The organism is Agromyces cerinus, assembly GCF_016907835.1.
GTDB classification, from domain to species: domain Bacteria; phylum Actinomycetota; class Actinomycetes; order Actinomycetales; family Microbacteriaceae; genus Agromyces; species Agromyces nitratus.
Genome location: NZ_JAFBCT010000001.1, coordinates 2,583,073 through 2,605,480 on the forward strand (window position 1 = coordinate 2,583,073; position 22,408 = coordinate 2,605,480).

A 22,408-nucleotide genomic window follows, 5' to 3' on the forward strand; every position below is an offset into this window, starting at 1 on the left:
GTGGGAGACGAGCGGATGCCGCGTCCGACGGCCCGCACGAACAGGGAGGCACATCATGCGCAGGTTCTACTCCGGACTGGCCTGGGCCATCGCCGCGGGCGTCGTCGTGCAGGCGGCGGCGATCGCGTTCGCGTTCGGCGGCGTGCTCAACCGCGTGTCCGAGGGCGACGTCATCGACAAGGCGCTGCTCGAGAGCGGCGGAGCCGGCGGCGTCGGCGAACTCGGCTTCTGGATCCACGCGATCGGCGGCGCCGGGTTGCTGCCGCTGCTCGCGGTCGTGCTGCTCGTCGTCTCGTTCTTCGTGCGGGTGAAGGGCGCGCGCCTCTGGGCGACGCTCACCCTCGCGCTCATCGTGCTGCAGGTCGTGCTCGGGTTCTCGCTGACCGACCTGCCCTACCTCGGGCTGATCCACGGCGCGAACGCGCTCGCCGTGGTGGCCGCAGCGGTCATCGCGGCGATGCGGGTGCGACGGATGCCCCGGGCGGCCGCCGACTCCGGCCCCGGTGCCGACGCAGGTGCCGCCTCTGAGGAGGCGACCTCGAATGCCGTCTCGGCGTGAGCTCTTCCGGTGCGCCGTCGTCGGCGTCGCGGTCACGACCGCGCTCGGCGCCGGAGCACTGGCTTGGAGTTCGACGCTGCTCGGCGAGTACTCGGTCATGACGATGGGCGGCGGGCACGGCGGCAACGGCGACGTCGGGGCAGGAGCCGACGGCCACGGCGGGCACGCGGCCGGCGGGCAGGGTGCGGCCGAGGCATCCGGAACCGGCGGAGCCGCCGACGCGGTGAGCGTGACCTCGCTCGTCGCCGACCCCGACCGCCCCGCCGACGTGCAGGTCGAACTCGTCGCCCGCGAGGGCACCGTCGACGTGCCGGGCGGGCGGTCGATCGAGGGGTACACGGTCAATGGCACGTCGCCCGGGCCCGAGATCCGCGCCCGGCAGGGCGACCTCGTCGAGGTCGAGCTCGTCAACGAGTCGGTGACCGACGGCGCGACGCTGCACTGGCACGGCATCGACGTGCCGAACGCGGCCGACGGCGTCGCCGGCATCACGCAGGACGCCGTGCCGGTCGGCGGCCGTCACGTCTACCGCTTCGAGGCGACGGATGCCGGCACGTACTGGTACCACTCGCACCAGGTGTCGCACGTGCAGGTCGAACGCGGGCTGCTCGGCGCGATCGTGATCGAGCCCGCCGCGGCATCCGACCCGTCGAGCGCTGCGGCGTCGAGCAATGCCGCATCGCGCGACGTCACCGCACTGCTGCACGTCTACGGCGGCCAGCACACCCTGAACGGCCGGGTCGGCGACGAGCGCGTCGAGGCCGAGCCCGGCGCGATCGTGCGGGTGCGCGTCATCAACACCGACCAGGGCACCGCCTCGGTGTGGTCGGCCGAGCCGTTCCGCGTCGTCGCGATCGACGGGCAAGAGGTGAACCGGCCGACGGACGTCGAGGAGCAACGGGTGCTCATCCCCGCCGGCGGGCGAGCGGATGTCGCGGTGCAGGCGCCCGCGGCCGGTGAAGCCGTGCGCCTGCACGTGGGCGGCGCCCGGAGCATGCTGATCGGGGACCCTGCGGCGCCCGAGGCATCCGCCCCGCCCGTGCGGCAGCCCTCGCAGACGCTCGACCTGCTCGCCTACGGCAGTCCGGCGCCGCTGTCGTTCGACCCCTCGGCGCCCGACCGCTCGTACGACTACGTGATCGCCCGCCGCTTCGGCATCATCGACGGCCGCCCCGGCAACTTCTGGACCATCAACGGCCGCATGTTCCCCGACGTGCCCATGTTCGACGTCGCCGAGGGCGATGTCGTCGTGATGCACCTGCGCAACGACTCGGGCGACGTGCACCCCATGCACTTGCACGGCCACCACGTCGTGGTGCTCTCCCGCGACGGCGTCGCGGCCTCCGGCAGCCCGTGGGTCGTCGACTCGCTCGACGTGCACCCGGGCGAGTCCTACGACATCGCATTCGTCGCCGACAACCCCGGCATCTGGAGCGACCACTGCCACACCCTCCCCCACGCGGTCGACGGCCTCGTCGCCCACGTCATGTACGAGGGCGTCACGACGCCGTTCACCATCAACGGCGACGCGGGCAACCGCCCGGAGTGACGGTCACCGTGCCGCGACCGGCGTTCAGCGCCACCACGGATGCCGCCACCCAGCCCGGGGAGTAGCGTGCCGCGCATGAGCGACGACGAGGCGGATCGACCGGCTGCACGCACCTACCTGTTCGTGCTCAGCGACGCCGGCGGCACGGTGCCTCCCGAGATCGGGGTCGCACGCCGACTCGCCGAACGCGGCCACCACGTCACCGTGCTCGCCGACGACGCGTTGGAGCGGCCGGCGCTGCTGGCCGGCGCGAGGTTCCGGCCGACGACGGGGCGGGTGATGGAGCCGTTCCACGACTGGGCGATCCGCACCCCGCCCGGCATCGCGCGCGGAATGGCCGAGGAGATGATCGTCGGCCCCGCCCCCGTGCAGGCCGCCGACACGGCGGCGGCGATCGACGAGCTCCGGCCCGATCTCGTCGTGGTCTCGTCATTCGCGGTCGGCGCGATGATCGCGGCCGAGTCGCGCGGTGTGCCGTTCGACCTGCTGATGCCGAACACCTACGCGCTGCCGGCGAAGGGCATGCCGCCGTTCGGTGTCGGGCTCGCCCCGGGGCACGGCGCGTTGGGGGCATTGCGCGACCGGGCGTTCGGAGCGGCGGGCAGGCGGCTCTTCGACCACTACGCGCTGGCACCGCTCAACGCCGTGCGCACCGACCACGACCTCGACGCGGTCGCGACGATGTGGAACCAGATGCAGCACGCGCATCGGCAGCTCGTGCTCACCTCGGCGGCGTTCGACTTCCCCGCCGAGCTGCCCGCGAACGCACGCTACGTCGGGCCGATCCTCGACGACCCGGAGTGGGCCGCCGACGAGACGTGGACACCGCCCGACGGCGACGACCCGCTCGTGCTCGTGGCCATGTCGTCGACCTTCCAGAACCACGTCGAGTGCCTGCAGCGCATCACCGACGCGCTCGGCGAGCTGCCCGTGCGCGGCGTCGTCACCACGGGGCCGGCCGTGCTGCCCGGTGCGATCCGCGCTCCGGCGAACGTGAGCGTGGTGGCATCCGCCCCGCATCGTCTCGTGCTGCGCGAGGCGAGCCTCGTCGTGACGCATGGCGGCCACGGCACCGTGATCAAGACGCTCGCCGCTGGGCTTCCGCTCGTGATCCTGCATCACGGCCGCGACCAGGCCGACAATGCCGTACGCGTCACGGAGCGAGGGGCCGGGGTCGCGATCTCGCGCCGCTCCTCGACGCAGCGCATCGCTCGGGCGGTCGGCGAGGTGCTCGGCGACGACCGCTACCGGCAGGCTGCGGCGAAGCTCGGTGAGGCGATTGCGAGGGATGTCGCGGGCAGCGCACTGCTCGACGAACTCGAGGGCCCTGCGCGGGATCAGGCGTCGTCGACGATCACGTAGAGCTTGCGCACCGTCTCGTGCACCGCCCACACCCCGCGCCATCCGCTCGGCATGACGAGGGTGTCGCCGGGCTCGAGGGTGACGGGTTCCTCCCCCTCGACCTCGATGGTGACGCGCCCCGCGAGGATCTGGCAGATCTCGGCGTAGCCGTCGCGGGTGGCGGTGAAGCGGCCGGGCGTGCACTCCCAGTAGCCGACGTCGAGGCCCGCGCGACCCCAGAGCGAGTCCGATGCCTCGAGCATGCCGTCGGTCGCGGCGGTCGGCTTCGGCGAGCGCTCGCCGAGGTCGCGCCCGAGCGGGCGGAGCCCGGCGACGGTCGGGGCGGCGTGGTGCTGGTCCATGGTTCCTCCGGTCATCGTCGTCGTTCGTCAGCGCCTGCGCGTGCGCCTGCGTCCGCGTCTGCGTCTGCGTCTGCGTCTGCGTCTGCGAGTCAGCGACCGGCGACGAGGTCGGCGACGTGGGCGATCGGCGACGTGGTCGCGCGGCCGCGCAGCTCGGCGCGATCGGCGGCGTGGTACGCGCCGTAGATGGCCTGCACCGCGAGCCAGCGCAGCGGCTCGATCTCCCACTTGCGTGCGCGGTGACCCACCCACGGCAGGCGGGTGAGCTCGGTGTCGCGGCCGAGCACGAGGTCGCGCAGGGTGCGCCCGGCGAGGTTCGTGGCGGTCACACCGGTGCCGACGTAGCCGCCGGCCCAGCCGAGCCCGGTCGTTGGATCGTGACCGACGGTGGCCGCCCAGTCGCGCGGCACGCCGAGCACCCCCGACCAGGCGTGGTCGATCGCGGCATCCGCTGCTGCAGGGAAGAAGCGTGCGAGCAGTGCGCCGAGGCTGTCGATCGTGGCCTGCTGGGTGCGGCCGTCCTGGTCGACGCGCGAACCGTAGCGGTAGGGCACGCCGCGGCCGCCGAACGCGATGCGGTCGTCGGCGGTGCGCTGCGCGTACATGTAGACGTGCGCCAGGTCGCCGAGCACCTCGCGGCCGTTCCAGCCGATCTCGTTCCACACGGATGCCGCGAGCGGCTCGGTCACGATGAGCGACGAGTTCATCGGCAGCCACGTTCGGTGCTCGCCGCGGAGGTCGGGCGTGAAGCCCTCGGTGGCGCGCAGCACGTGGGCCGCGCGCACGGTGCCGTGGTCGGTGCGCGCCTCGCCCGGGCGGATCTCGGTGACCGTGGTGTTCTCGTAGATCGTCACGCCGAGGCGTTCGACTGCGGCGGCGAGGCCGAGCGCGAGCTTCGCGGGGTGCACTCGCGCGCAGTGCGGGTGCCAGGCCGCGCCGAGGAGGCCCGCGACGTTCACCCGGGCGGCCGCCTGCTTCGCGTCGAGGAGTTCGACATCCGTGGCCGGCCACGACTGCTCGGCCGCGGCGTAGGACTTCAGCCGGGCGAGCTGCGCCGGCGTGTAGGCGACCTCGAGTTCGCCGCCCTTGTGCAGGTCGGCGTCGATGCCCTCGGCGGCCGTGACGGCGATGACCTCGTCGACCGTCGCGTTGAGGGCGACCTGCTGCGCGATCGCGGCGTCGCGGCCGTGCGTCTTCACGTACTGCTCGCGACCGCCGGTGACCGAGTTGGTGAGCCATCCGCCGTTGCGGCCCGAGGCGCCGTACCCGGCGAAGCGGCGTTCGAGCACGGCGACGCGCAGGTCGGGCTGGTCGCGCTTCAGGTAGTACGCCGTCCAGAGGCCGGTGTAGCCGGCGCCGACGATCGCGACGTCGACGTCGAGGTCGCCGGGCAGGGCGGGGCGGGGTGCCGGCAGGCCGACCTGTTGCAGCCAGAACGAGACTCCGCCGTTCGCGGTCATGCGTGATCCTCTCCGGTGAAGTTCGGGTGCGATGCCGAAATATCGACGTGTTTTACAACAATGTTTTGAAACGTAGCGCCGAAGCTGGCAGGCTGTCAACAGCCGACAGCGCGTCATCAGGAGAGAGGGAGGGCCCGTGCCGATCGACGTCGACACCGACGAACGCCTCGCCGACATCGCCAGGGCGACCGTCGAGGTGGCCCGCGAGCGCGGCACCCGCGCCGTGACCCTTCGCGCCGTCGCCGAGCGCCTCGGTCGCTCGACCGCCTACATCACGAACTTCGTGCCCTCGCGGGCCCACCTCATGGCGAACGCCCTCGATCACGCCCGCACGCAATGGGACGTCGAGCGTCGCGAGCACCTCGGTGATCTCGTCGGCGTCGAGCGCCTCGCCGCGCTCGCCCGGTGGATGTGCACCTCCGACCCTGAGGAGAACGTGCTGCGCAGCCTCTGGATCGAGGTCATCGCCGACGTGCGCGGAGCGAACGAGCAGGCCTACCGGGTCGTGCGGCGGGTGACGGATGCCACGTACGACAAGTTCCTCGCGGGCGCCGAGCACGTCGAACGCGACGGGGCATCCGTCGATCTCGAGACGGCCGCGCACCTCGCCGACATCCTCTACCTCTACTGCCGCGGCTACGAGGTCAAGGCCGTCGAGGACCCGACCGCGTGGACCGATGCGCGCGTGCAGGCCTCCCTCGAGGTGCTGCTGCGCACGCTCGTGTTCGGGCGGACGCTCGCGTAACGACTCCTCCTCCACAAGCGGCCGAGCTGCCGAGTTATTCACAGCCTGACCAGCGGTTTCATGCCGACGCGAATGTCGGTGGGTGGCGGCAGGATTGAGCCATGAACCCACTCGCCGATGCACTCGAAGAGGTGCGATCCTCGCTCCTCGACGTCGTGCACGTCGGCGACCCCGCCGGCTGGTCCGATGACGAGCTGCTCGCCGCGACCACTGCGATCGAGGCGGTCGGCCGGGTGGTCGACGCCCATCGTGCGGCGTGCGCCGCCGAGATCGGCGAACGCTCGCGGGTCGAGCTCGGCGGCGAACGGTTGTCGACCCGGCGCGGCTGCCGCACCGTCGCCGAGCTGGTCGAGCGAGTGACGCAGGTCGCCGGCGTCGAGGCGCGGCGGCGCATCGCGCTCGGCGCCGCCACACGGTCGCGCCGCAGCCTGACCGGCGACCCGCTGCCGGCACGCTTTCCCCAGGTCGCGGCGGCGCTGGCCGACGGCGCGCTCGGGGCGGATGCCGCGGGCACGATCGTCCGCGAACTCGACGCCACCCGGCGGGTCGCCGACCCATCCGACCTCGCGAGCGCCGAGCACGAACTGGTCGCGGCGGCCATCGCATCAGGTGCCGCCGGCCCGGTGCGCTGCAGCGCAGACGAACTCCGAGTCCAGGCGCAGGTGTGGGCGGCGTTCCTCGATCAAGACGGCGCGGAGCCCGACGACGAACGTACGATGCGACGACGGGGCTTCCGGCTCGGCCGGGCACGCGACGGACTCATCCCCGTCAGCGGCGAGCTCCTGCCCGAAGTCGCGGGCGGGCTGCGGCGCCTGTTCGACGCGCACCTCGCACCTCGATCGGGCGGCGGCTTCATGACCGCCGAAGCCCGTGCTGACCTCGATCGCAACGGTGAGCAGCGAACCGCCGAGCAGCAGCGCCACGACGTGGTCGCGGCGATCATCCAGGCCGCCGCCCGCTCGGGCGAACACCCGAGCATCGGCGGCACCCCGCCCACGGTGCTCGTCAGTGTTCGCGCCACTGACCTCGAGACCGGACGCGGCGTCGCACACGCCGACGGCATCGAGATCCCCGTTTCGCTCCGTGCGGCACGGCAGCTGATCTGCACCGGCGGCATGCAGCGGGTCGCCTTCGACGACCACGGCCGCATCATACGACTCGGCTCAGCCGAGCGCTGCTTCACCCCGCACCAGCGCCGTGCGATCATCCTCCGCGACGGCGGCTGCGTCATCCCGGGCTGCAGCGTGCCGGCGTCGTGGTGCGAGATCCACCACGTGATCCCCGACGTCGATGGCGGCCCCACTCATCCTGACAACGGGGTGCTGCTCTGCTGGTTCCACCACCGCACGATCGAGAGCTCGGGGTGGGGCATCCGCATGATCCGCGGCGCACCGCAGATCCGTCCACCCGCATGGCTCGACCCCGACGGCCACTGGCATCCCGCGACGAAGTCACCGACGAGACTGGCCGACCGACTCGAACGAAGACCCGGCACCGCCGCGTGACCGGGCCGCATGACACCGCCGTCGTGCGCGGCGGGGTGCTGCGACCACTGATCCGCCGTCGTGCGCGGCCGAATGCTGCGAGCAGTGGTCGCGGCCTCTGCCGCTGCCGCTGCCGACGTTTCACCCGACGCGGAGCACCACGCTCCCCCGCTTCCGGCCGGTGTCGACGTAGCGGTGCGCCTCGACGATCTCGTCGAGGTCGAAGGTGCGATCGATGACGGGCCGCAGCTCCCTTGATTCGGCGAGCGCCGTGAGCCGCTCCATGCCTTCGCGCCCCATGCGACCACCGCGATGGTCGACCACGAGGCCGCTCCGGCGGGACTGCATACCGGCGGCCAGCATGCCGGGCAGGTCGGCGATGACGAGCAGCAGCGCGCCGCCCGGCCGGAGCAGATGGGCGACCCGGCCGAACGGCGCGTTGCCCACGCATTCCACGATCACGTCATAGCGGGGATCACCGGAGGGGTCACCTTCGGCGGGAGCCTCGTCCGACCGATCGCGAGCCGCGAAGTCCTCGCGGGTGTAGTCGACGACCTCGTTCGCACCGAGGGAGCGCACGAGCTCGGCGTTGCGCCCGCTCGTCACGGCGGTCACGTGCGCACCCCTGGCCGCTGCGAGCTGCACGACCGCGGACCCGACCGCACCCGAGGCGCCGTTCACGAGCACCCGACTGCCGGGCCCGATCGTCACCCCGTCGAGGTAGCGCAGGGCGGTGTGGCCGCCGAACACGATCGCGGCGGCCTCCTCGAACGAGAGGTTCGCGGGCTTCGGCGCGACCTCGCCGTCGGCGTCGACGATGACGAACTCCGCGTGGCAGCCCATGCGCGCGCCGCGCATCACGATGACCTCGTCACCGGGTGCGAACGTCGTGACGCCCGGCCCTGCGGATTCGACGACGCCCGACGCTTCCATGCCGAGCACCGGCTTCTTCGGCCGGAAGAACCCGATGACCGGCCCGACGACCGCCCCCAGGCCCCGCGGCACGCTGCGGCTCCGCAGGCGGTGGTCGGCGATGCTCACCGTCGAGGCGCGCACCCGCACGAGGAGTTCGCCGGGCCCCGGCTCGGGCCTCGACACCTCGGCGACGTGCACGACCTCGGGCCCGCCGAAGCGCGTTGCGACGGCGGCGCGCATCGTGGTTCGGGTGATGGCGGATGTCGCCGGCAGACGTGATTCGGTGGACATGACAGCTCCCTTACGTTGTAAGACTTACGGCGTAAGATACGCCGTCGACCACGCCGCGTCCAGTACTCGGGGACGATTGCCTGACGTTGTAAGGTGAGGTCATGCCGCAACGGTCCGTCGTGCGCCCCCAGCTCACTCGCGAGAGCGTGCTGCAGGCCGCCCTGCAACTGGCCGACCGTGACGGCATCGAGGCGCTCACGATGCGCGCCCTCGCCGAGCAGCTCGGCGTCGAGGCGATGTCGATCTACTACCACCTGCCCAACAAGGACGCGATCCTCGACGGTCTCGTCGAGGTCGTCTTCGCCGAGATCGAGCACGAGGTCGGCGGCTTCGCACCTCCCCCCGCAACGGATGCCTCGAGCTGGGCGCCCGCCCTCCGCGCGCGCATCCTCGGTGCAAGGCGCGTGCTGCTGCGGCATCCGTGGCTGCCGAACGTCATGAATGCGCGCGGTGCCTCGGGGCCGAACGCGATGCGCCACGTCGACGGCGTCGTCGGCATCATGCGGGCCGGCGGCATGTCGCACGACCTCATCCACCACTCGCTGCATGCCGTCGGCAGCCGCATGTACGGCTACGTGCAGGAGCTCAGCGACGACGGCCCGGCTCCGGCACCGCGAGAGCTCGAGCAGCTCGCCGCACTCGCCCCGCACCTGGCCGCGATGCTCGCCGAGGTCGTGCACGACGACCCCGAGTCCACCCTCGGCTGGTGCGACGACCAGACCGAGTTCGAGTTCGGGCTCGACCTGCTGCTCGAGGGCCTCGAGCTGCGCCGGGCGGCGCAGCCCACCTGAGCCCGGGGGTCTCGATACGCTCCGTCGTCGCTCCTCGACCGGCGGGGCGGCTGCCTGACCCCCGGCGCCCCGCAGATTCGTCCACCGTCACGGCTCGACCCTGACCGCATCTGGCGCCAGTACTGCAGCGGGTGTACAGCGGATGCCTCCCCCGGGCGGATGCCGATGGGGCGCGCCGCGGTGATGCTGGTGCGAGCACGACGACGACATCACGCTCATCATGAGAGGAACGACCATGTCGACGATCACCCTCCGTTCGGACGCGCCGCCGACTCGGAGTCGATTCCGGCTGTCGCCGCGCACGAGAAAGCTCGTGCTCGTCACCCACATCGCCTCCGCGGGATCGTGGCTCGGGCTCGACCTCGTACTCGGCATCCTGGTCGTCACCGCGTTCACCGCCGAGGCGCAGCCGGCGGCCGCCGCGGCCGCGAGCATCGCCACCTTCGCGACCTGGCCGCTCATCACGATCGGGCTGCTCACCCTCGCGACCGGCACTGTGCTCGGCCTCGGCTCGAAGTTCGGACTCGTGCGGTACTGGTGGGTGCTCGCGAAGCTCGCGCTGAACCTCGTGCTCGTCACCCTCGTGGTGCTGGTGCTCGCGCCGGGCACCGAGGAACTCGCCGGCGCGGCGCTCGACACGCTCGCGACCGGCGCCTCGCTCGAGGTGACGTCGACCATGGTGTTCCCGCCGATCGTCTCGTCGACGGCCGTGATCGTGGCCATGACCCTCTCGGTGTTCAAGCCGTGGGGCCGGGTGGGCGCCCGACGCCTCAGGCGTGCAGCCGCGGCATCCGTCGACCGCTCGGCTGACGCGCCGGCTCACCGAGGGGTGTAGTACACCAGTCGCTCAGAGCGCCCCGGTGGCCGCCGTCTCACGCACGCGAGCCGTGCCGTCGAAGACGAGCAGCCGGTCGGCGAGCTTGTCGACGAAGAACCGGTCGTGGCTGACCACGATCACGGCGCCCGGGAAGTGCGTCAGCGCCCGCTCCATGACCTGCGTCGAGGTGATGTCGAGGTGGTTCGTCGGCTCGTCGAGCACGATCACCGCCGCCCCCGAGAGCAGGCACTGCGCGATCGCGACACGGGCACGCTGACCGCCCGAGAGCGTGCCGATCTTCTGCTTGAGGTCGGCCTCCGAGAACTGCAGCATCGCGAGGAACCGGCCGACGCTCTTCTTCGTCGCGGTGAACGCGAGCGAGTCGGGGTAGGCGTTCACTGCATGGCCGACGGTGTCTTCGAGGTCGAGCTCGGCGTAGACCCGGTTGTACGAGACGTACCTGGCGCCCTTGGCCCAGCGCACCGTGCCGAAGTCGGCCTCGGTCTCGCCGGTCAGCACGTCGAGCAGCGTCGACTTGCCCGAGCCGTTCGAGCCGAGCACCGCGACGCGGTCGCCACGGCGCAGGTCGAACGAGAGGCCCTCGAACAGCGGCGCTCCGCCGAAGCTCTTCGTCAGCCCCGTCACGGTGAGCAGGTCGTTCGAGACCCGCAGCCCCTCGTAGATTCCCGTGATGATCTGGTCGATCGGGCGCGGCGCCTGCCGCTTCTTGATGTCGGCGAGACGGCGCGCGACCGCGTTCGACGGGTTGCGGGCGGCCTCGCGGCGCGCAGCCGACGCGGCCTGCTCGTAGGCGAGCAGTTCCTCTTCGTGCGCGAACTGCTTCTCGAGCATCTTGAGTCGCGACTGCTTCGCGTGCACGTACGCCGAGTAGTCGCCCTCGTACTCCTGCAGGCGGTAGTTCTCGAGCTCGATGATGCGCGTGACCACCCCGTCGAGGAACTGCCGGTCGTGCGAGACGACGAGCACCGCGCCCGCGAAGCCCGAGAGCCAGTTCTCGATCCACTTCACGCCGTCGAGGTCGAGGAAGTTCGTCGGCTCGTCGAGCAGCAGCACGTCGGGCGACTGCACGAGGATCTGCGCGAGCGCAGCGCGGTTGCGCCATCCGCCCGACAGGCGCCCGACCGCAAGGCTCCGCCGCTCCTCGTCGAAGCCGAGGCGGGTGAGCACCGTGTCGATCGTGGTCTCGTAGGTCCAGCCGCCGATGTGGTCCATGCGCTCGAAGAGCTCGCCCTGCTCGGTCAGGAGGCGCGTCATCGCGTCATCCGCCATCGGCTCGGCGAGGGCCATGCCGATCTCGTCGAGGCGCGCCTGCGTCTCGTGCACCTGCGCGAAGTGGCCGCTCAGGATCTGCTGGATGCTCTGCTCGCCGTCGAGCTCAGAGAACTGCGAGAAGTACCCGATCGTGGTGCCGAGCGTGACGTCACGGGTGCCGCCGCTCGGCTCGCGCCGCCCGAGCACGACCTCGAGCAGGCTCGTCTTGCCGGTGCCGTTCTTGCCGATGAGGCCGACCCGGTCGCCCTGCTTCAGCTTCAGGAACGCCTCCTTCAGCACCGGGCGTCCGTCGAACTCGATGCTGACGTCGTTCAGGCGGATCAGGCTCACGGGTGTCCTTGCGGTGAAGAGTGGAGAGTTCGGCGAGACGGATGCCTCGAGCCGCGCGCCCACTCTACCGACGCCGCCTGCGCGGCAACCCAGCCGCATGCGACGATCGGTGCATGGCGTATCGGGAACCCAACGACCTCGGCAGCATCGCCCTCTCGGACGAGGGCCTCGCCGTCACCACGAGCGGCTCGCCCGAGGTGCTGGTGCCGTGGGACGAGATCGACTCGGTCGCAGTGGACGTGACGGAGATCATGGGCGAGGTGCACCGCGCCGTCGTGTTCGACCACGTCTCGGGCGAGTTCTTCGAGATCTCGGACCGGGCCGACGGGTGGGAGGAGGCGATCGAACACCTCGGCGACCACATGGCCCTGCTCGTCGACGCGCCGCTCGAGGTCTGCCGCGAGGCCCGCCCCGACGCCGAGCCGATCGAACTCGCCCGCCGCCGGGAGGGCTGAGGCCGGGCCCGCAGCTGCGCGTGACGGCGAGGCGCTCACCGCCGAGACCGGCTCCACCGATGCCACCGGAGCGACCGGGATCATTCCGAGGGCTGGTGCGCCGTCCGCACGAGGAGCAGACTCGCAGGCGAGACCGCCGGGAGGAACCATGGGCGACGTGCAACCACCGCCACCTGCACCCGACGAACGATTCGCGCCCGTCTTCGGCGCCGCGGCGTTCGAGAGCGAATCCCCGGGCGCCATCAGCAGCCGGGCCGGCCACTTCCTCGCGATGGGCACCGCGGCCTTCGGGTCGCGGGAGCAGACCGCCGATGTGCGCGATGACGCCGAGGCGCTCGGCGTACCGTTCGTCGCACCCGCGACCGAAGACGATCTGCTCTGGAGCGAGCAGTCGAACCTCGACACGCTCACTCGCCTCGCACTGCAGGACCACGGGGCATCCGACGCCCGCGACTGGAGCGGCGGGTCGCCGCCTCGCCCCGACGACGAACTCGCGCTCTGGCAGAACGTCGAGCTCACGCACTCGGTGCCGTCGCTGCTGGCCCTGCTGAACCACTCGCGGGGCAGCGAGCACGAACTCCAGCGCGTCGCCGCCGCGACCGCGCTCCGCACCTTCAGCAGCGGTGCGCTGGCTGCGGCCGACGAGGTGCTCGCCGCCGCGACCGCCTCGACCGACGAGCACGTGGCCGCGATCGCGAACACCGCGTTGCGCCGAAGCGACGGCGGCGGTTCGGAACCGGCGAGGCCGACGCGCTCTCCGACGGGCGGCGGCGCCCCCACGACCTTCGCCCACGCAGAGGTCAGCCTCGCCATCCACGGCACGTGGGCCCAGGTCACCGCAGACCCCTGGTACGCGCCGGGCGAGCCACTGCACAGCCACATCCAGGTCGCCTCGACCCCGAACCTCTACGACGAGGACACCTACTACACGTGGAGCGGCGAGTACACGCAGGCCGCCCGAGATGCCGGCTCGGCCGAGCTGCCGATCTGGAGGGACGCGCTCGCCCTGCCCCCGTTCGACACCGTCTTCGCCCACAGCCACGGCGGCAACGTCGCACTGACTGCGGCGGCCGACGGCGAGCGCATCCGCATGCTCGTGCTCATGCACACCCCTGCCCTCCCGCGGTCGGATGAGCAGTGGGCTGCGATCCGGGCGCGCGTGGGGCGCACCGTCGTGATGCGCACCCGGCTCGACCACGTCGTGCTCGCCGACGGACTCGTCAACGGGAGTTCGCAGCGATTCGACCAGAACCTGCTGCCGCACCACCCGGTCGTGCTGCACTGGGCCAACGCGGATGCGTGGTTCTCGCACACGTTCTTCACCGAGGTCGGCAAGTGGCTGCAGTACGACCTCGCGGGCACGGTCCGCAGGCAGCACCGCTACGCCGAACAACTCGTGTAGCCGGCGTCGAACAGCCGCCGAGCCCAGGGTCGGAAGGTTCTCGGCGCCCGCCGCGTTGGTCACTGCATGAGAGCGATCGCGTACGCCAAGACCGGGGACTCGTCAGGGCTGCACCTCGTCGAGCGGGAGACGCCCGAACCGGGCGCCGGAGAGGTGCGCGTGCGCATCGCCGTGTCGGGCGTCAACCCGACCGACTGGAAGGCGAGGGCCGGTTCACGTCCGGGCGGGGCGGCGCCGTTCGCGGAGGTCGTGCCGAACCAGGACGGCGCCGGCGTGGTCGACGCCGTCGGCCCCGGCGTGACCGGGTTCGCGGTCGGCGACCGGGTCTGGGCCTACCTCGCCGCGCACGAACGACCGTCCGGCACCGCGCAGGAGTTCGCGGTGCTCTCTGCCGAGCACGTGGTGCCCCTGCCGGATGCCGCGAGCTTCGACCTCGGCGCCTCCCTCGGCGTGCCCGCCATGACCGCGCACCGCGCGCTCACCGTCTCCGAGGCGGGTCCGTCCCGACTCGGCCCCGGCGCGCTCGACGGCCGCACGGTGCTCGTCGCCGGTGGCGCCGGCGCCGTCGGGCACGCGGCCATCCAGCTCGCCCGCTGGTCGGGAGCCACGGTCATCACGACGGTGAGCTCGCCCGAGAAGGCCGCGCTCGCGACCGCGGCCGGAGCCCACCACGTCGTGAACTATCGCGCCGACGACGCCGCGGCCGCGATCCGCGCCATCGCCCCGCACGGCGTCGACCAGGTCGTCGAGGTCTCGCCCGCCCGCAATGCCGGGCTCAACGCGAGCGTCGTCGCGAATCACGGGTCGATCGCCGTGTACGCGACGGACGGCGGCGCCGAGATGATCCTCGACGTGCGCCGGCACTTCGCGCTCAACGTGCGCTACCAGTTCCTGCTGCTCTACACCGTCGGCCAGGACGCCCTCTCGGCTGCCGCCGAGGACATCGGCCGTGCACTCGCCGACGGAGCCCTGCCCGTCGGCGAGGACGCGGGCCTGCCGATCACCCGCTTCCCGCTCGAGCGCACGGCCGCGGCGCACGACGCCGTCGAGGCGGGCACCGTCGGCAAGGTGCTCATCGACGTCGACCCCGACCTCGCCTGATCCCTCCCCGGGCGAGCGACGCTCAGCCGAGCAGGTGCGACAGCTGCTCGACGACGAGCACCACGGCGAGCACGACCATCGCGGCGCCCGAGATGCGGGAGACGAGACGCATGGCCGACGGCCGAGCACGCAGCACCGTGCGGGCGCCCATGCCGACGACGAAGTAGACGAGTGCGCAACTGCCGACGAAGATGAGGCCGAGCACGGCCAGCTGCACCGGGATCGGCCAGGCGCCCGCGGCATCCGTGAACTGCGGCAGCAGCACGACGAGCACGAGCAGGCCCTTCGGGTTCAGGCCGCTGACGCCGGCGCCCTGCACGAGGCGCAGCCACGGCCGCGTCTCGGCTCCCCCGCCGGGCCCTGCGCCCGCGACCAGCCCGGGCGGCTCGATGAGCACGCGCATGCCGAGGTACACCAGGTACGCCGCAGCGGCGAACGTGAGTCCGCTCAGCACCCACGGCATCGCCGCCACGGCGGCGCCGACGCCCACCGCGACCGCGGCCACGGCGGCGAGGTAGCCGATGAGGATTCCGGAGAGGGCGGGCAGGATGCTGCGGTCGCGTAGCCCGGAGGCGATGATGTACGCCCAGTCGGGGCCCGGCACGAGCACCATGAAGGTCATCATCGCCCAGCAGGCGAGCAGCAGTTGGGTGTTCACGGTGGCCTCCCCCCTCGGCGGATACGACGAATGTAGGCGGGGTGCGCGAGCAGCCGCTGGCGTATTCACCCCGGAACCCGCCGCTCCGTGGAAGAATTCACCTCATGGACGCCATCGACCGGAAGATACTTGCCGAACTGCAGCAGGACGGCCGACTGAGCCTCACCGACCTCGCGGCTCGCGTGCAGCTGAGCATGTCGCCGACCCACCGCCGACTCCATGCGCTCGAGGCATCCGGAGCCATCTCGGGCTATCGCGCCGTCATCGACCCAGAGGTGGTCGGGCTCGGCTTCGGCGCGCTCGTCTTCGTGACGATGGACCAGGCGAACCGCACGACCATCCCCGCCTTCGACGCGGCCGTCGCCGAGATCCCCGAGGTGATCCAGGCGCTACGCCTCTTCGGCGACCCCGACTACCTGCTGCGCGTCGCCGTACGCGACCTGCCCGCGTATCAACGGCTGTGGGACGAGCGGCTCTCGGCGCTGCCCGGCGTTCGCCGAGTCGCGTCCACCATCGTCATGAAGACGATCGTCGACGATCGGCCGCTGCCGATCTGAGGGGCTGCCGCTGCCGCTGACCCTCGACGCCGTCGGCCGGCCGGCGTACCGTGGCCGTCGAAGCGACAGCCCGAACGAGGAGGTTCCCGATGGCCGAGCTCTCACCGATCCAGCCGTGCCTGTGGTTCGACGACCAGGCGCGCGAGGCGATGACGTACTACGTCGACGTCTTCCCGAACTCGCGCATCCGGCACATCGACGAGTACCCCGACGAGTCGCTCGACGAGCACTTCACGGGCATGTCGGGCAAGGTGCTGAACGGCCAGTTCACCCTGAACGGCGTGGACTTCGTCTGCCTCGACGGCGGGCCGCTCTTCACCTTCAACGAGTCGATCTCCTTCGTCGTCGAGTGCGCCGACCAGACGGAGATCGACGAGTACTGGTCGAAGCTCTCGCACGTGCCCGAATCGGAGCAGTGCGGCTGGTGCAAGGACCGCTTCGGCGTCAGCTGGCAGATCATCCCGGCGAACATGGGTGAGCTGACCCGGCGGCCGGAGCAGATCAGGGTGATGATGGGCCAGAAGAAGGTCGTGATCGCCGAACTCGAGAACGCCTGAGACGACGGATGCCTCGGCTCTCGGTCATCGGTCGGGCGCACCCTCGCCAGACCCGGTGACGTCGCTCGACCCGTCGGCCTCGGCCGACCGCGTCAGCACGATCGCCGCGGGAAACCGCCCGACGACGGCGCGGAACGCCGGCTTCGACAACGCCGCTGCCTCCGCGGGCTCGATCAGTCGAGGAGCGGTCGCCCGATGGTCGCGACCTTTCCACGTGATCGTCGCTTCGCCCGCGGCGAGCACGTTGCGAGCCCAGTTCGTCTTCGACCCCCACGGCAGGCCGATGAGGAACACGTCGCGCGACGTCGTCGGCACGAGGGCGATCGGCGTCGCGTAGGCGTTTTCGCTGCGACGGCCCCGGTGGTGGATCATGCCCCAGAGCGGCACCCACCGGCGCCCGGCCAGCGCTCGCGCGAGCGGTTCGCTCGCGCGCACCGCCCACCGTGGCGGCCCCTGGGCTCGACGGGAATCAGCCATGACTCCAGCATCCGCCCAATCCCATGGCTCCGCATCCAGAGTCCGGCCTTGCGACGACGGCCGTGCCGCTGCCAGCATGGCAGGCACCCGACGACTGGAGCCCGATGTCCGAGACCCTCGATCGACAGCCTGGAGCCGAGCTGTCCACCCTTCCCGGCGCTGCGATCCTCCGACGCACCCGCAGCCTGCTGTACTGCGCGCTCGGAACCGGCTTCGTCTACAGCGTGCTCAGCGTCGCGTCGAAGGGCGGATGCTCCGGCGGCGTGACCGGCGACGGCGGATTCATCGACGCCGACGGCCGACCCACCGAGGTCGCTCCGTATTGCGTCGACGTGACGATGCGGCCGAGCACCATCGTCTACCTCGCGATCGCCATCATCGTGCTCGTCGCGATCACTCGAGTGCTGCGGAGGGCCGACAGCGAGGCCGCCGCATTCCGGATGCTGGACCGTGCCGCGATCCTGCTCGTCGCCGTCACAGCGATCTGGCTCGTGATCACCCACGTCTCGTTCTGGATGATCCCGATCGACCAGTGGGACGGCGGGTCGTACTTCCCGCTCCCGTTCACGTTCGGCGCCGTCGACGTCGAGATCTCGCCCATTCGACTGGGCTGACCACCGAGCTCGTCAGGAGGCGAGCGGCCGTCGCTCGCGCTCGGTGTCGAAGAGCCATGCGTCGACGTCGTTGAGCGCGAGCCGCAGCGCACCGAGCACGCTGACGTCGGCGCCGAGCGTCGAGGCCACGATCTCGACCGGGAAGAGGCACGCGGCGTCGAGACGCGCCTGGAGCGGTTCGATGAGACGATCGCCGACCCCCGCGAGCTCGCCCGCGATGATGAGTCGCGGGGTGTCGAGCACCGTCACGAGGGTGATGAGGCCGAGCGCGAAGTGCTCGATGAACTCGGCGAGCGCGGCGCTGCCGCGCTCGTCGTCTCCCCCGTCGAGCACGCCCCCGGCGCTCGTGAACTCGGTCAGCGCTGCCGCGGCTCGCGGCCAGCCGAGCTCCGGGAGTCCGCCGATCTCGCCGGAGGCGCCGTGGCGTCCGAGGTAGGGCTTGCCGTCGATCGTGATCGCCGCGGCCATCGTCGTGCCCGCGAGCACCGTGACCGACGCGTCGAGGTCGGTGCCCGCCCCGAGCCAGTGCTCGGCGAGGGCCGCGCATCGGGCGTCGTTGCCGACTGCGACAGCAGCGTGCGGAGACATCCGCTCGAATGCGCCGGCGATGTCGGTGCCCGCCCAGTCGGCCAGGCGGGAACTCCGCACGACGGTGCCGTTCGCGTCGACGATGCCCGTCGTCGAGACGGCGATCGCCCAGACCTCGGCCGGCGTGCGCCCGTGCTCCGCGAGCAGCGCCGAGACCGCGTTCGTCATCGCCGCGAGCCGGTCGGCGGCGGACAGGTCGGCGTCGATGGCCTGCCCGCTGCGAGCGAGCACCACCCCGTCGAGGTCGGCGAGCATCAACCGCAGCTCGTGCACGCCGAGTTCGCAGGCGACGACGAGTCCGGCATCCGCCCGGAACGCGAATCGCTTGGCCGGTCGACCGACGGGCCGATTGGAGACCGCCTCGGGCGCGATCGCGACCACGAGACCGTCGGCGATCAGCTCGGCGACGGCGTCTTCGATCGTCGGCCGTGACAGGCGCGTCGACTCACTGAGCTCCGTGAAGCTCATCGATTCCGCTCCGCGAAGTCGGCGGAGCACCGCCACACCGTTCTGGCGCTTCACGAGCGGGCTGCTCCCAGCAATCATCGGTCTTCCTCGTCCGTCGGGGATTGACAGGCATCTACTGAGCTGCTTGACTCCCACCGTAATTATTAATACTAACTGAATAATTAATCTGGGAGACGGCGGACGCAGTCGCGGCACGCCGGCAGTTCACTTGTCCAAGTATCTTCCTCGGGAGTTTCAATGAAGAGACATCCAGCGCTCCAAGCGCTGACCATCGCATCGGTCGTCGCGGTGGCGACCGCAGGAGCCGTGAACTCGGCCTCCGCCGCCGAGACGGCGGCACCGGCCGCCACCGACGGCATCACGGTGACCGCCGGCACCCTGTCGATCGGCCTCGACGCCGCCGGCACGGTCACGAGCCTCGTCGACCAGCGCCTCGGCGAGAACCACCTCGCCGCCGACAAGCAGGCCCCCCTCGTGAGCCTCGTCATCGACGGGGAGCAGGAGGTGCCGACCGAGGTGACGCAGGACGGCGACACGCTCGTCTTCTCCGACGACTCCGCCGGCTACGAGATCGACGTCGCGATCGACGCCTCGGCGAGCTACACCACCCTCGAGGTCGTCGACGTGCGCGCGCCCGAGGGCGCCGACGTCGAGTCGCTCCTGTGGGGCCCGCTGCCCACCTCGATCACCGAGACCGTCGGCGAGACCGTCGGCGTCGTCCGTGACGGTGACTTCGCGATCGGCGTGCGGCCGCTGAACGACCACACCGAGGGCGGGTGGCCTCAGGAGTACCAGGACACCGGCTGGCAGAGCGAGGTGGAGGCGAACCCCTCGAGCCTCGAAGTCGCTCCGGTCTCCGAGCCGCTCGAGGAGTGGAGCGTCGCCGGCGTCACCCCGTGGGGCACCGTGCTGCGCGCGTTCTCGTTCGACTACTCGTCCGAGCGCCTGCGTTCGCAGCCGAACGGCTATCAGGTCCCCGTCGGCCCGCTGTCCGACTCGACCGTCGTCGGCTCGAAGCTCGCCGTCTTCGGCAGCACGCCGTCGATGGTGCCGACCGTGCTGTCGACCATCTCGAAGGGCGAGTCGCTGCCCTACCCGACGATCGACGGTCAGTGGCAGAAGGTCGCCCAGGCGACGTCGCAGTCCTTCCTCGTGCTCGGCGACCTGCGCACCTCGAACCTCGACGCCGCCGCGAAGTACGCCAAGGCAGCAGGCCTCGAGTACCTCTACTCGCTGCCGAACGCCGCCGGTCCGTGGAAGGCCACCGGCCACTACGAGTTCGACTCCTCGCTCGGCGGCAGCGACGCGGCCGTCGCCGACTTCGTCGACCGCGCCGACGAGCTCGGCGTCAAGGTGGGAGTGCATACGCTCTCCGACTTCGTCGCCTCCAACGACGCATACGTGCAGCCGGCTCCTGCCGACGAGCGTCTCGCCCTCGGCGGCCGTGCCGAGCTCACCCGTCCGCTCTCAGCGAGCGCCAACGTGCTCTACCTCGACGACGACACGCTGCTCGCCGCGGGTGCGCAGGGCAAGAAGCTCCGCATCGGCGACGAGTTCATCGACTACGGCTCGTTCCGTCAGGTCGGCGAGGAGTGGGAGGTGACCGGCCTCTCGCGCGGCCGCTGGGGATCGACCCCCGCCTCGCACGACTCCGGTGCATCCGCCGCCCGTCTGCTGCAGAACCAGTACGGCGGCGCGCTCGGCGACCTCGGCATCATCGACGAGATCTCGACCCGGTTCGCCGACATGTGGAACGACACGGGCATCCGCGCCATGTCGTTCGACGGCCTCGAGTCGGCCTCGCAGGCCGGCTACGGCGGGTACGGCATCGCTCGCATGGTCAACGGCACCTTCGCGCAGATCGACGACCACGACGGCTTCATCTCCGAGACGAGCCGTATGACCTCGAACGCCTGGGACGGCCTGTCGCGAGCGAGCTGGGGAGAGGTCGCCTCGACGAGCATGGACCAGGTCTTCCTGAACAACGCCTTCTACCACGCGAACTACCTCCCGCCGATGATGGGCTGGATCCACCTCGCCGGAAACGAGAGCCTGCTGAGCATCGAGAGCAAGCTCGCCCGCGCCGCGGGCCTCGACGCCGGCACCGGCCTCCAGACCTCGGTCGGGAGCCTGAACGGCGGCGGCGCGCAGACGACGCTGGTGCTCGACGCGATCAAGCAGTGGGAGACCGCGCGCAACCTCGGCGCCTTCACGGCCGAGCAGCGCGAGGCGCTCCGCGACCGGTCGACGAACTGGCACCTCACCATGGTGTCGGCCGAGCGCGAGTGGTCGCTGCAGCAGCTGGATGCCTCGGGCGCACCGATCGGCGATCCGCAGACGGTCTCGGTCCCCGAGCCGGCGATCATCACCGAGTCGCTGACCGACGCCGAAGCGGGCACGCTCTACGGCCAGGTCGTCGCATCGAACTCGCCGGCGACCATCCGCTACGAGGTCACCGCGGGATCGCTCCCGAAGGGCCTCGAGCTGAACGCCGACACCGGCGGCATCATCGGCATCGCCGAGAAGCCCGGCTCGAGCCGCTTCACCGTCACGGCACGCGGCAGCGCCGGCATCGCGGACTCCTCGAAGGAGTTCACGCTGCAGGTGCGTCCGTTCACACCGCGGGCCGACGTCGAGCTCGAGATGCCGCTCGAGCCGAGCGCCCCGGCCACGGTGACGGTGACGAACGCGGGAACGCACGCGATGAAGAACGTGCGCATCGAGGCCTCGGCCGGCAACGGCTGGGCGATCTCGCCCGAGCTCGAGACCGTCAAGAAGCTCGATGCGGGCGAGGCCGTCACGGTCGAGCTGCAGCTCACCGAGCAGGATGACGCGTCGCGCACGGTCTCCGTGAAGACCCGAGTGCTCTTCGACGCCCCGGGGTCGAAGGACAACGAGCTGACCCGCGAGGCGACGCTCGAGCTCCCGCTCGCGGACATCGCCGCGGCGTACAACCGCGTGTCGATCTCGGACGACGCGGCGCCCCGCACGGCCAACTTCGACGGCTCGGGCAACAGCTACTCGGCGCAGGCCCTCGCGGCCGCCGGCCTCGTCGCCGGTGCGGAGTTCGAGCACGATGGCCTGTCGTTCACCTGGCCGTCGGCCGTCGGCGCGCCGAACAGCGTGGCGGGCTCCGCGACATTCGAGGTGAGCGGCGACGGCACCAAGCTCGGCCTGCTCGGCAGCGCGGTCGGCCCGCAGGTGGGCAGCGGCACGATCACGTACCGCGACGGCTCCACCCAGCCGTTCGAGATCGCGTTCAACAACTGGGCGGGCGAGGAGGCCGAAGACGCGGTGGTGTCGTCGCGCTACCGCAACACGCCATCGGGCCCGGCGAACCACGGGTACTTCTACCGCGTGTTCTACGACTCGGTCGAGCTCGACCCGGCCAAGGAGGTCTACACGATCACCCTGCCGGCGAACGGTTCGATGCGGGTGTTCTCGGTCGCGATCGGCTGACACGCCACCGACCCCGCATGAGGGCGGGCCGACCGGTCTCCGGTCGGCCCGCCCTTCTGCCGTTCCCTGCCGATGCACCGGCCACCCAGCCGCACGATCTAGGCTCGAAGCACCGTCACCGAACTGCAGAAGGAG

The 22,408-nt window shown here is 71.3% G+C and carries 21 protein-coding genes; 14 read left to right on the top strand and 7 right to left on the bottom strand.

Features of this window, described 5'->3' with window-relative positions; genetic code table 11:
- Positions 1–55: 55 nt before the first annotated feature.
- The 3 genes from JOE59_RS12055 (at position 56) to JOE59_RS12065 (ending at position 3,470) form a co-directional block, all read left to right on the top strand.
- Positions 56–559, top strand: a complete 504-nt coding sequence (locus JOE59_RS12055) for a hypothetical protein (RefSeq protein ID WP_204460772.1) — start codon at positions 56–58, stop codon at positions 557–559.
- Positions 543–2,108 carry a multicopper oxidase family protein gene (locus JOE59_RS12060; RefSeq protein WP_204460773.1) on the top strand — a complete coding sequence of 522 codons (1,566 nt, stop codon included), beginning with the start codon at positions 543–545 and terminating at the stop codon, positions 2,106–2,108. Before JOE59_RS12055 ends, JOE59_RS12060 begins: the two co-directional genes overlap by 17 nt.
- Before the next feature lie 75 nt (positions 2,109–2,183).
- The gene (locus tag JOE59_RS12065) at positions 2,184–3,470 is read left to right on the top strand and encodes a glycosyltransferase (RefSeq protein WP_204460774.1); all 1,287 of its coding nucleotides are present in this window, start codon (positions 2,184–2,186) and stop codon (positions 3,468–3,470) included.
- Here the strand turns inward: JOE59_RS12065 and JOE59_RS12070 are convergent.
- Together JOE59_RS12070 and JOE59_RS12075 are read right to left on the bottom strand one after the other, a co-directional pair.
- Entirely contained in the window at positions 3,446–3,826 is a 381-nt protein-coding gene (locus JOE59_RS12070; RefSeq protein ID WP_239560232.1) for a cupin domain-containing protein, read from the bottom strand. The two genes, JOE59_RS12065 and JOE59_RS12070, sit on opposite strands and share 25 nt — an antisense overlap.
- Positions 3,827–3,900: 74 nt before the next feature.
- Entirely contained in the window at positions 3,901–5,271 is a 1,371-nt protein-coding gene (locus tag JOE59_RS12075) for an NAD(P)/FAD-dependent oxidoreductase (protein ID WP_204460775.1), read from the bottom strand.
- A gap of 136 nt (positions 5,272–5,407) precedes the next feature.
- Between JOE59_RS12075 and JOE59_RS12080 the strand changes: the two genes are divergently transcribed.
- Together JOE59_RS12080 and JOE59_RS12085 are read left to right on the top strand one after the other, a co-directional pair.
- Complete coding sequence (locus tag JOE59_RS12080) at positions 5,408–6,016, top strand: TetR/AcrR family transcriptional regulator (RefSeq protein WP_204460776.1); 609 nt, start codon at positions 5,408–5,410, stop codon at positions 6,014–6,016.
- 101 nt (positions 6,017–6,117) lie between these two features.
- A complete protein-coding gene (locus JOE59_RS12085; RefSeq protein WP_204460777.1) occupies positions 6,118–7,521 on the top strand; it encodes an HNH endonuclease signature motif containing protein in 1,404 nt (467 codons plus the stop codon).
- A gap of 120 nt (positions 7,522–7,641) precedes the next feature.
- Here the strand turns inward: JOE59_RS12085 and JOE59_RS12090 are convergent, their stop codons facing one another.
- On the bottom strand, positions 7,642–8,706 hold the full coding sequence (locus JOE59_RS12090) for an NAD(P)-dependent alcohol dehydrogenase (RefSeq protein ID WP_204460778.1): 1,065 nt from the start codon (positions 8,704–8,706) through the stop codon (positions 7,642–7,644).
- 101 nt (positions 8,707–8,807) lie between these two features.
- On the opposite strand from JOE59_RS12090, the gene JOE59_RS12095 reads away from it, so the two are divergent.
- Together JOE59_RS12095 and JOE59_RS12100 are read left to right on the top strand one after the other, a co-directional pair.
- The gene (locus tag JOE59_RS12095; RefSeq protein ID WP_204460779.1) at positions 8,808–9,497 is read left to right on the top strand and encodes a TetR/AcrR family transcriptional regulator; all 690 of its coding nucleotides are present in this window, start codon (positions 8,808–8,810) and stop codon (positions 9,495–9,497) included.
- Positions 9,498–9,732: 235 nt separating this feature from the next.
- Entirely contained in the window at positions 9,733–10,332 is a 600-nt protein-coding gene (locus JOE59_RS12100) for a hypothetical protein (RefSeq protein ID WP_204460781.1), read from the top strand.
- 12 nt (positions 10,333–10,344) lie between these two features.
- Here JOE59_RS12100 and JOE59_RS12105 read toward each other — a convergent pair whose 3' ends face one another.
- Positions 10,345–11,937, bottom strand: coding sequence for an ABC-F family ATP-binding cassette domain-containing protein (locus JOE59_RS12105; protein ID WP_204460784.1), 1,593 nt, complete (start codon positions 11,935–11,937; stop codon positions 10,345–10,347).
- A gap of 113 nt (positions 11,938–12,050) precedes the next feature.
- Here JOE59_RS12105 and JOE59_RS12110 point away from each other — a divergent pair, with 113 nt between their 5' ends.
- The 3 genes from JOE59_RS12110 to JOE59_RS12120 all read left to right on the top strand — a co-directional run bounded on the left by JOE59_RS12110 (position 12,051) and on the right by JOE59_RS12120 (position 14,895).
- On the top strand, positions 12,051–12,392 hold the full coding sequence (locus JOE59_RS12110) for a hypothetical protein (RefSeq protein ID WP_204460786.1): 342 nt from the start codon (positions 12,051–12,053) through the stop codon (positions 12,390–12,392).
- A gap of 148 nt (positions 12,393–12,540) precedes the next feature.
- Entirely contained in the window at positions 12,541–13,794 is a 1,254-nt protein-coding gene (locus tag JOE59_RS12115) for a hypothetical protein (RefSeq protein WP_204460788.1), read from the top strand.
- Positions 13,795–13,860: 66 nt separating this feature from the next.
- Complete coding sequence (locus JOE59_RS12120) at positions 13,861–14,895, top strand: NADPH:quinone reductase (RefSeq protein ID WP_204460789.1); 1,035 nt, start codon at positions 13,861–13,863, stop codon at positions 14,893–14,895.
- Positions 14,896–14,917: 22 nt separating this feature from the next.
- Here the strand turns inward: JOE59_RS12120 and JOE59_RS12125 are convergent, their stop codons facing one another.
- On the bottom strand, positions 14,918–15,553 hold the full coding sequence (locus tag JOE59_RS12125) for a LysE family translocator (protein WP_307837047.1): 636 nt from the start codon (positions 15,551–15,553) through the stop codon (positions 14,918–14,920).
- 104 nt (positions 15,554–15,657) lie between these two features.
- On the opposite strand from JOE59_RS12125, the gene JOE59_RS12130 reads away from it, so the two are divergent.
- Together JOE59_RS12130 and JOE59_RS12135 are read left to right on the top strand one after the other, a co-directional pair.
- A complete protein-coding gene (locus JOE59_RS12130) occupies positions 15,658–16,110 on the top strand; it encodes an Lrp/AsnC family transcriptional regulator (protein ID WP_204460790.1) in 453 nt (150 codons plus the stop codon).
- 89 nt (positions 16,111–16,199) lie between these two features.
- On the top strand, positions 16,200–16,667 hold the full coding sequence (locus JOE59_RS12135; RefSeq protein WP_204460791.1) for a VOC family protein: 468 nt from the start codon (positions 16,200–16,202) through the stop codon (positions 16,665–16,667).
- Between the two features lie 24 nt (positions 16,668–16,691).
- Here the strand turns inward: JOE59_RS12135 and JOE59_RS12140 are convergent, their stop codons facing one another.
- Positions 16,692–17,144 (bottom strand): nitroreductase family deazaflavin-dependent oxidoreductase, encoded by a 453-nt coding sequence (locus JOE59_RS12140; protein ID WP_204460798.1) that lies wholly within the window; start codon positions 17,142–17,144, stop codon positions 16,692–16,694.
- 23 nt (positions 17,145–17,167) lie between these two features.
- Between JOE59_RS12140 and JOE59_RS12145 the strand changes: the two genes are divergently transcribed.
- Positions 17,168–17,758: a hypothetical protein gene (locus JOE59_RS12145; protein ID WP_204460800.1), complete on the top strand. Its 591-nt coding sequence runs from the start codon at positions 17,168–17,170 to the stop codon at positions 17,756–17,758.
- 12 nt (positions 17,759–17,770) lie between these two features.
- Here JOE59_RS12145 and JOE59_RS12150 read toward each other — a convergent pair whose 3' ends face one another.
- Positions 17,771–18,892, bottom strand: coding sequence for an ROK family transcriptional regulator (locus tag JOE59_RS12150; protein WP_204460801.1), 1,122 nt, complete (start codon positions 18,890–18,892; stop codon positions 17,771–17,773).
- A gap of 159 nt (positions 18,893–19,051) precedes the next feature.
- Between JOE59_RS12150 and JOE59_RS12155 the strand changes: the two genes are divergently transcribed.
- Positions 19,052–22,273, top strand: coding sequence for an Ig domain-containing protein (locus tag JOE59_RS12155; RefSeq protein ID WP_204460802.1), 3,222 nt, complete (start codon positions 19,052–19,054; stop codon positions 22,271–22,273).
- The last annotated feature ends 135 nt before the right edge of the window (positions 22,274–22,408 follow it).

What these genes read in the sequence shown, in the direction of transcription:
- JOE59_RS12055 (WP_204460772.1), top strand. Translation starts at nt 56, where the DNA reads ATGCGCAGGTTCTACTCCGGACTGGCCTGGGCCATCGCCGCGGGCGTC.
- JOE59_RS12060 (WP_204460773.1), top strand. Translation starts at nt 543, where the DNA reads ATGCCGTCTCGGCGTGAGCTCTTCCGGTGCGCCGTCGTCGGCGTCGCG.
- JOE59_RS12065 (WP_204460774.1), top strand. Translation starts at nt 2,184, where the DNA reads ATGAGCGACGACGAGGCGGATCGACCGGCTGCACGCACCTACCTGTTC.
- JOE59_RS12070 (WP_239560232.1), bottom strand. Translation starts at nt 3,826, where the DNA reads ATGACCGGAGGAACCATGGACCAGCACCACGCCGCCCCGACCGTCGCC.
- JOE59_RS12075 (WP_204460775.1), bottom strand. Translation starts at nt 5,271, where the DNA reads ATGACCGCGAACGGCGGAGTCTCGTTCTGGCTGCAACAGGTCGGCCTG.
- JOE59_RS12085 (WP_204460777.1), top strand. Translation starts at nt 6,118, where the DNA reads ATGAACCCACTCGCCGATGCACTCGAAGAGGTGCGATCCTCGCTCCTC.
- JOE59_RS12090 (WP_204460778.1), bottom strand. Translation starts at nt 8,706, where the DNA reads ATGTCCACCGAATCACGTCTGCCGGCGACATCCGCCATCACCCGAACC.
- JOE59_RS12095 (WP_204460779.1), top strand. Translation starts at nt 8,808, where the DNA reads ATGCCGCAACGGTCCGTCGTGCGCCCCCAGCTCACTCGCGAGAGCGTG.
- JOE59_RS12100 (WP_204460781.1), top strand. Translation starts at nt 9,733, where the DNA reads ATGTCGACGATCACCCTCCGTTCGGACGCGCCGCCGACTCGGAGTCGA.
- JOE59_RS12110 (WP_204460786.1), top strand. Translation starts at nt 12,051, where the DNA reads ATGGCGTATCGGGAACCCAACGACCTCGGCAGCATCGCCCTCTCGGAC.
- JOE59_RS12115 (WP_204460788.1), top strand. Translation starts at nt 12,541, where the DNA reads ATGGGCGACGTGCAACCACCGCCACCTGCACCCGACGAACGATTCGCG.
- JOE59_RS12120 (WP_204460789.1), top strand. Translation starts at nt 13,861, where the DNA reads ATGAGAGCGATCGCGTACGCCAAGACCGGGGACTCGTCAGGGCTGCAC.
- JOE59_RS12130 (WP_204460790.1), top strand. Translation starts at nt 15,658, where the DNA reads ATGGACGCCATCGACCGGAAGATACTTGCCGAACTGCAGCAGGACGGC.
- JOE59_RS12135 (WP_204460791.1), top strand. Translation starts at nt 16,200, where the DNA reads ATGGCCGAGCTCTCACCGATCCAGCCGTGCCTGTGGTTCGACGACCAG.
- JOE59_RS12140 (WP_204460798.1), bottom strand. Translation starts at nt 17,144, where the DNA reads ATGGCTGATTCCCGTCGAGCCCAGGGGCCGCCACGGTGGGCGGTGCGC.
- JOE59_RS12145 (WP_204460800.1), top strand. Translation starts at nt 17,168, where the DNA reads ATGGCTCCGCATCCAGAGTCCGGCCTTGCGACGACGGCCGTGCCGCTG.
- JOE59_RS12150 (WP_204460801.1), bottom strand. Translation starts at nt 18,892, where the DNA reads ATGATTGCTGGGAGCAGCCCGCTCGTGAAGCGCCAGAACGGTGTGGCG.
- JOE59_RS12155 (WP_204460802.1), top strand. Translation starts at nt 19,052, where the DNA reads ATGAAGAGACATCCAGCGCTCCAAGCGCTGACCATCGCATCGGTCGTC.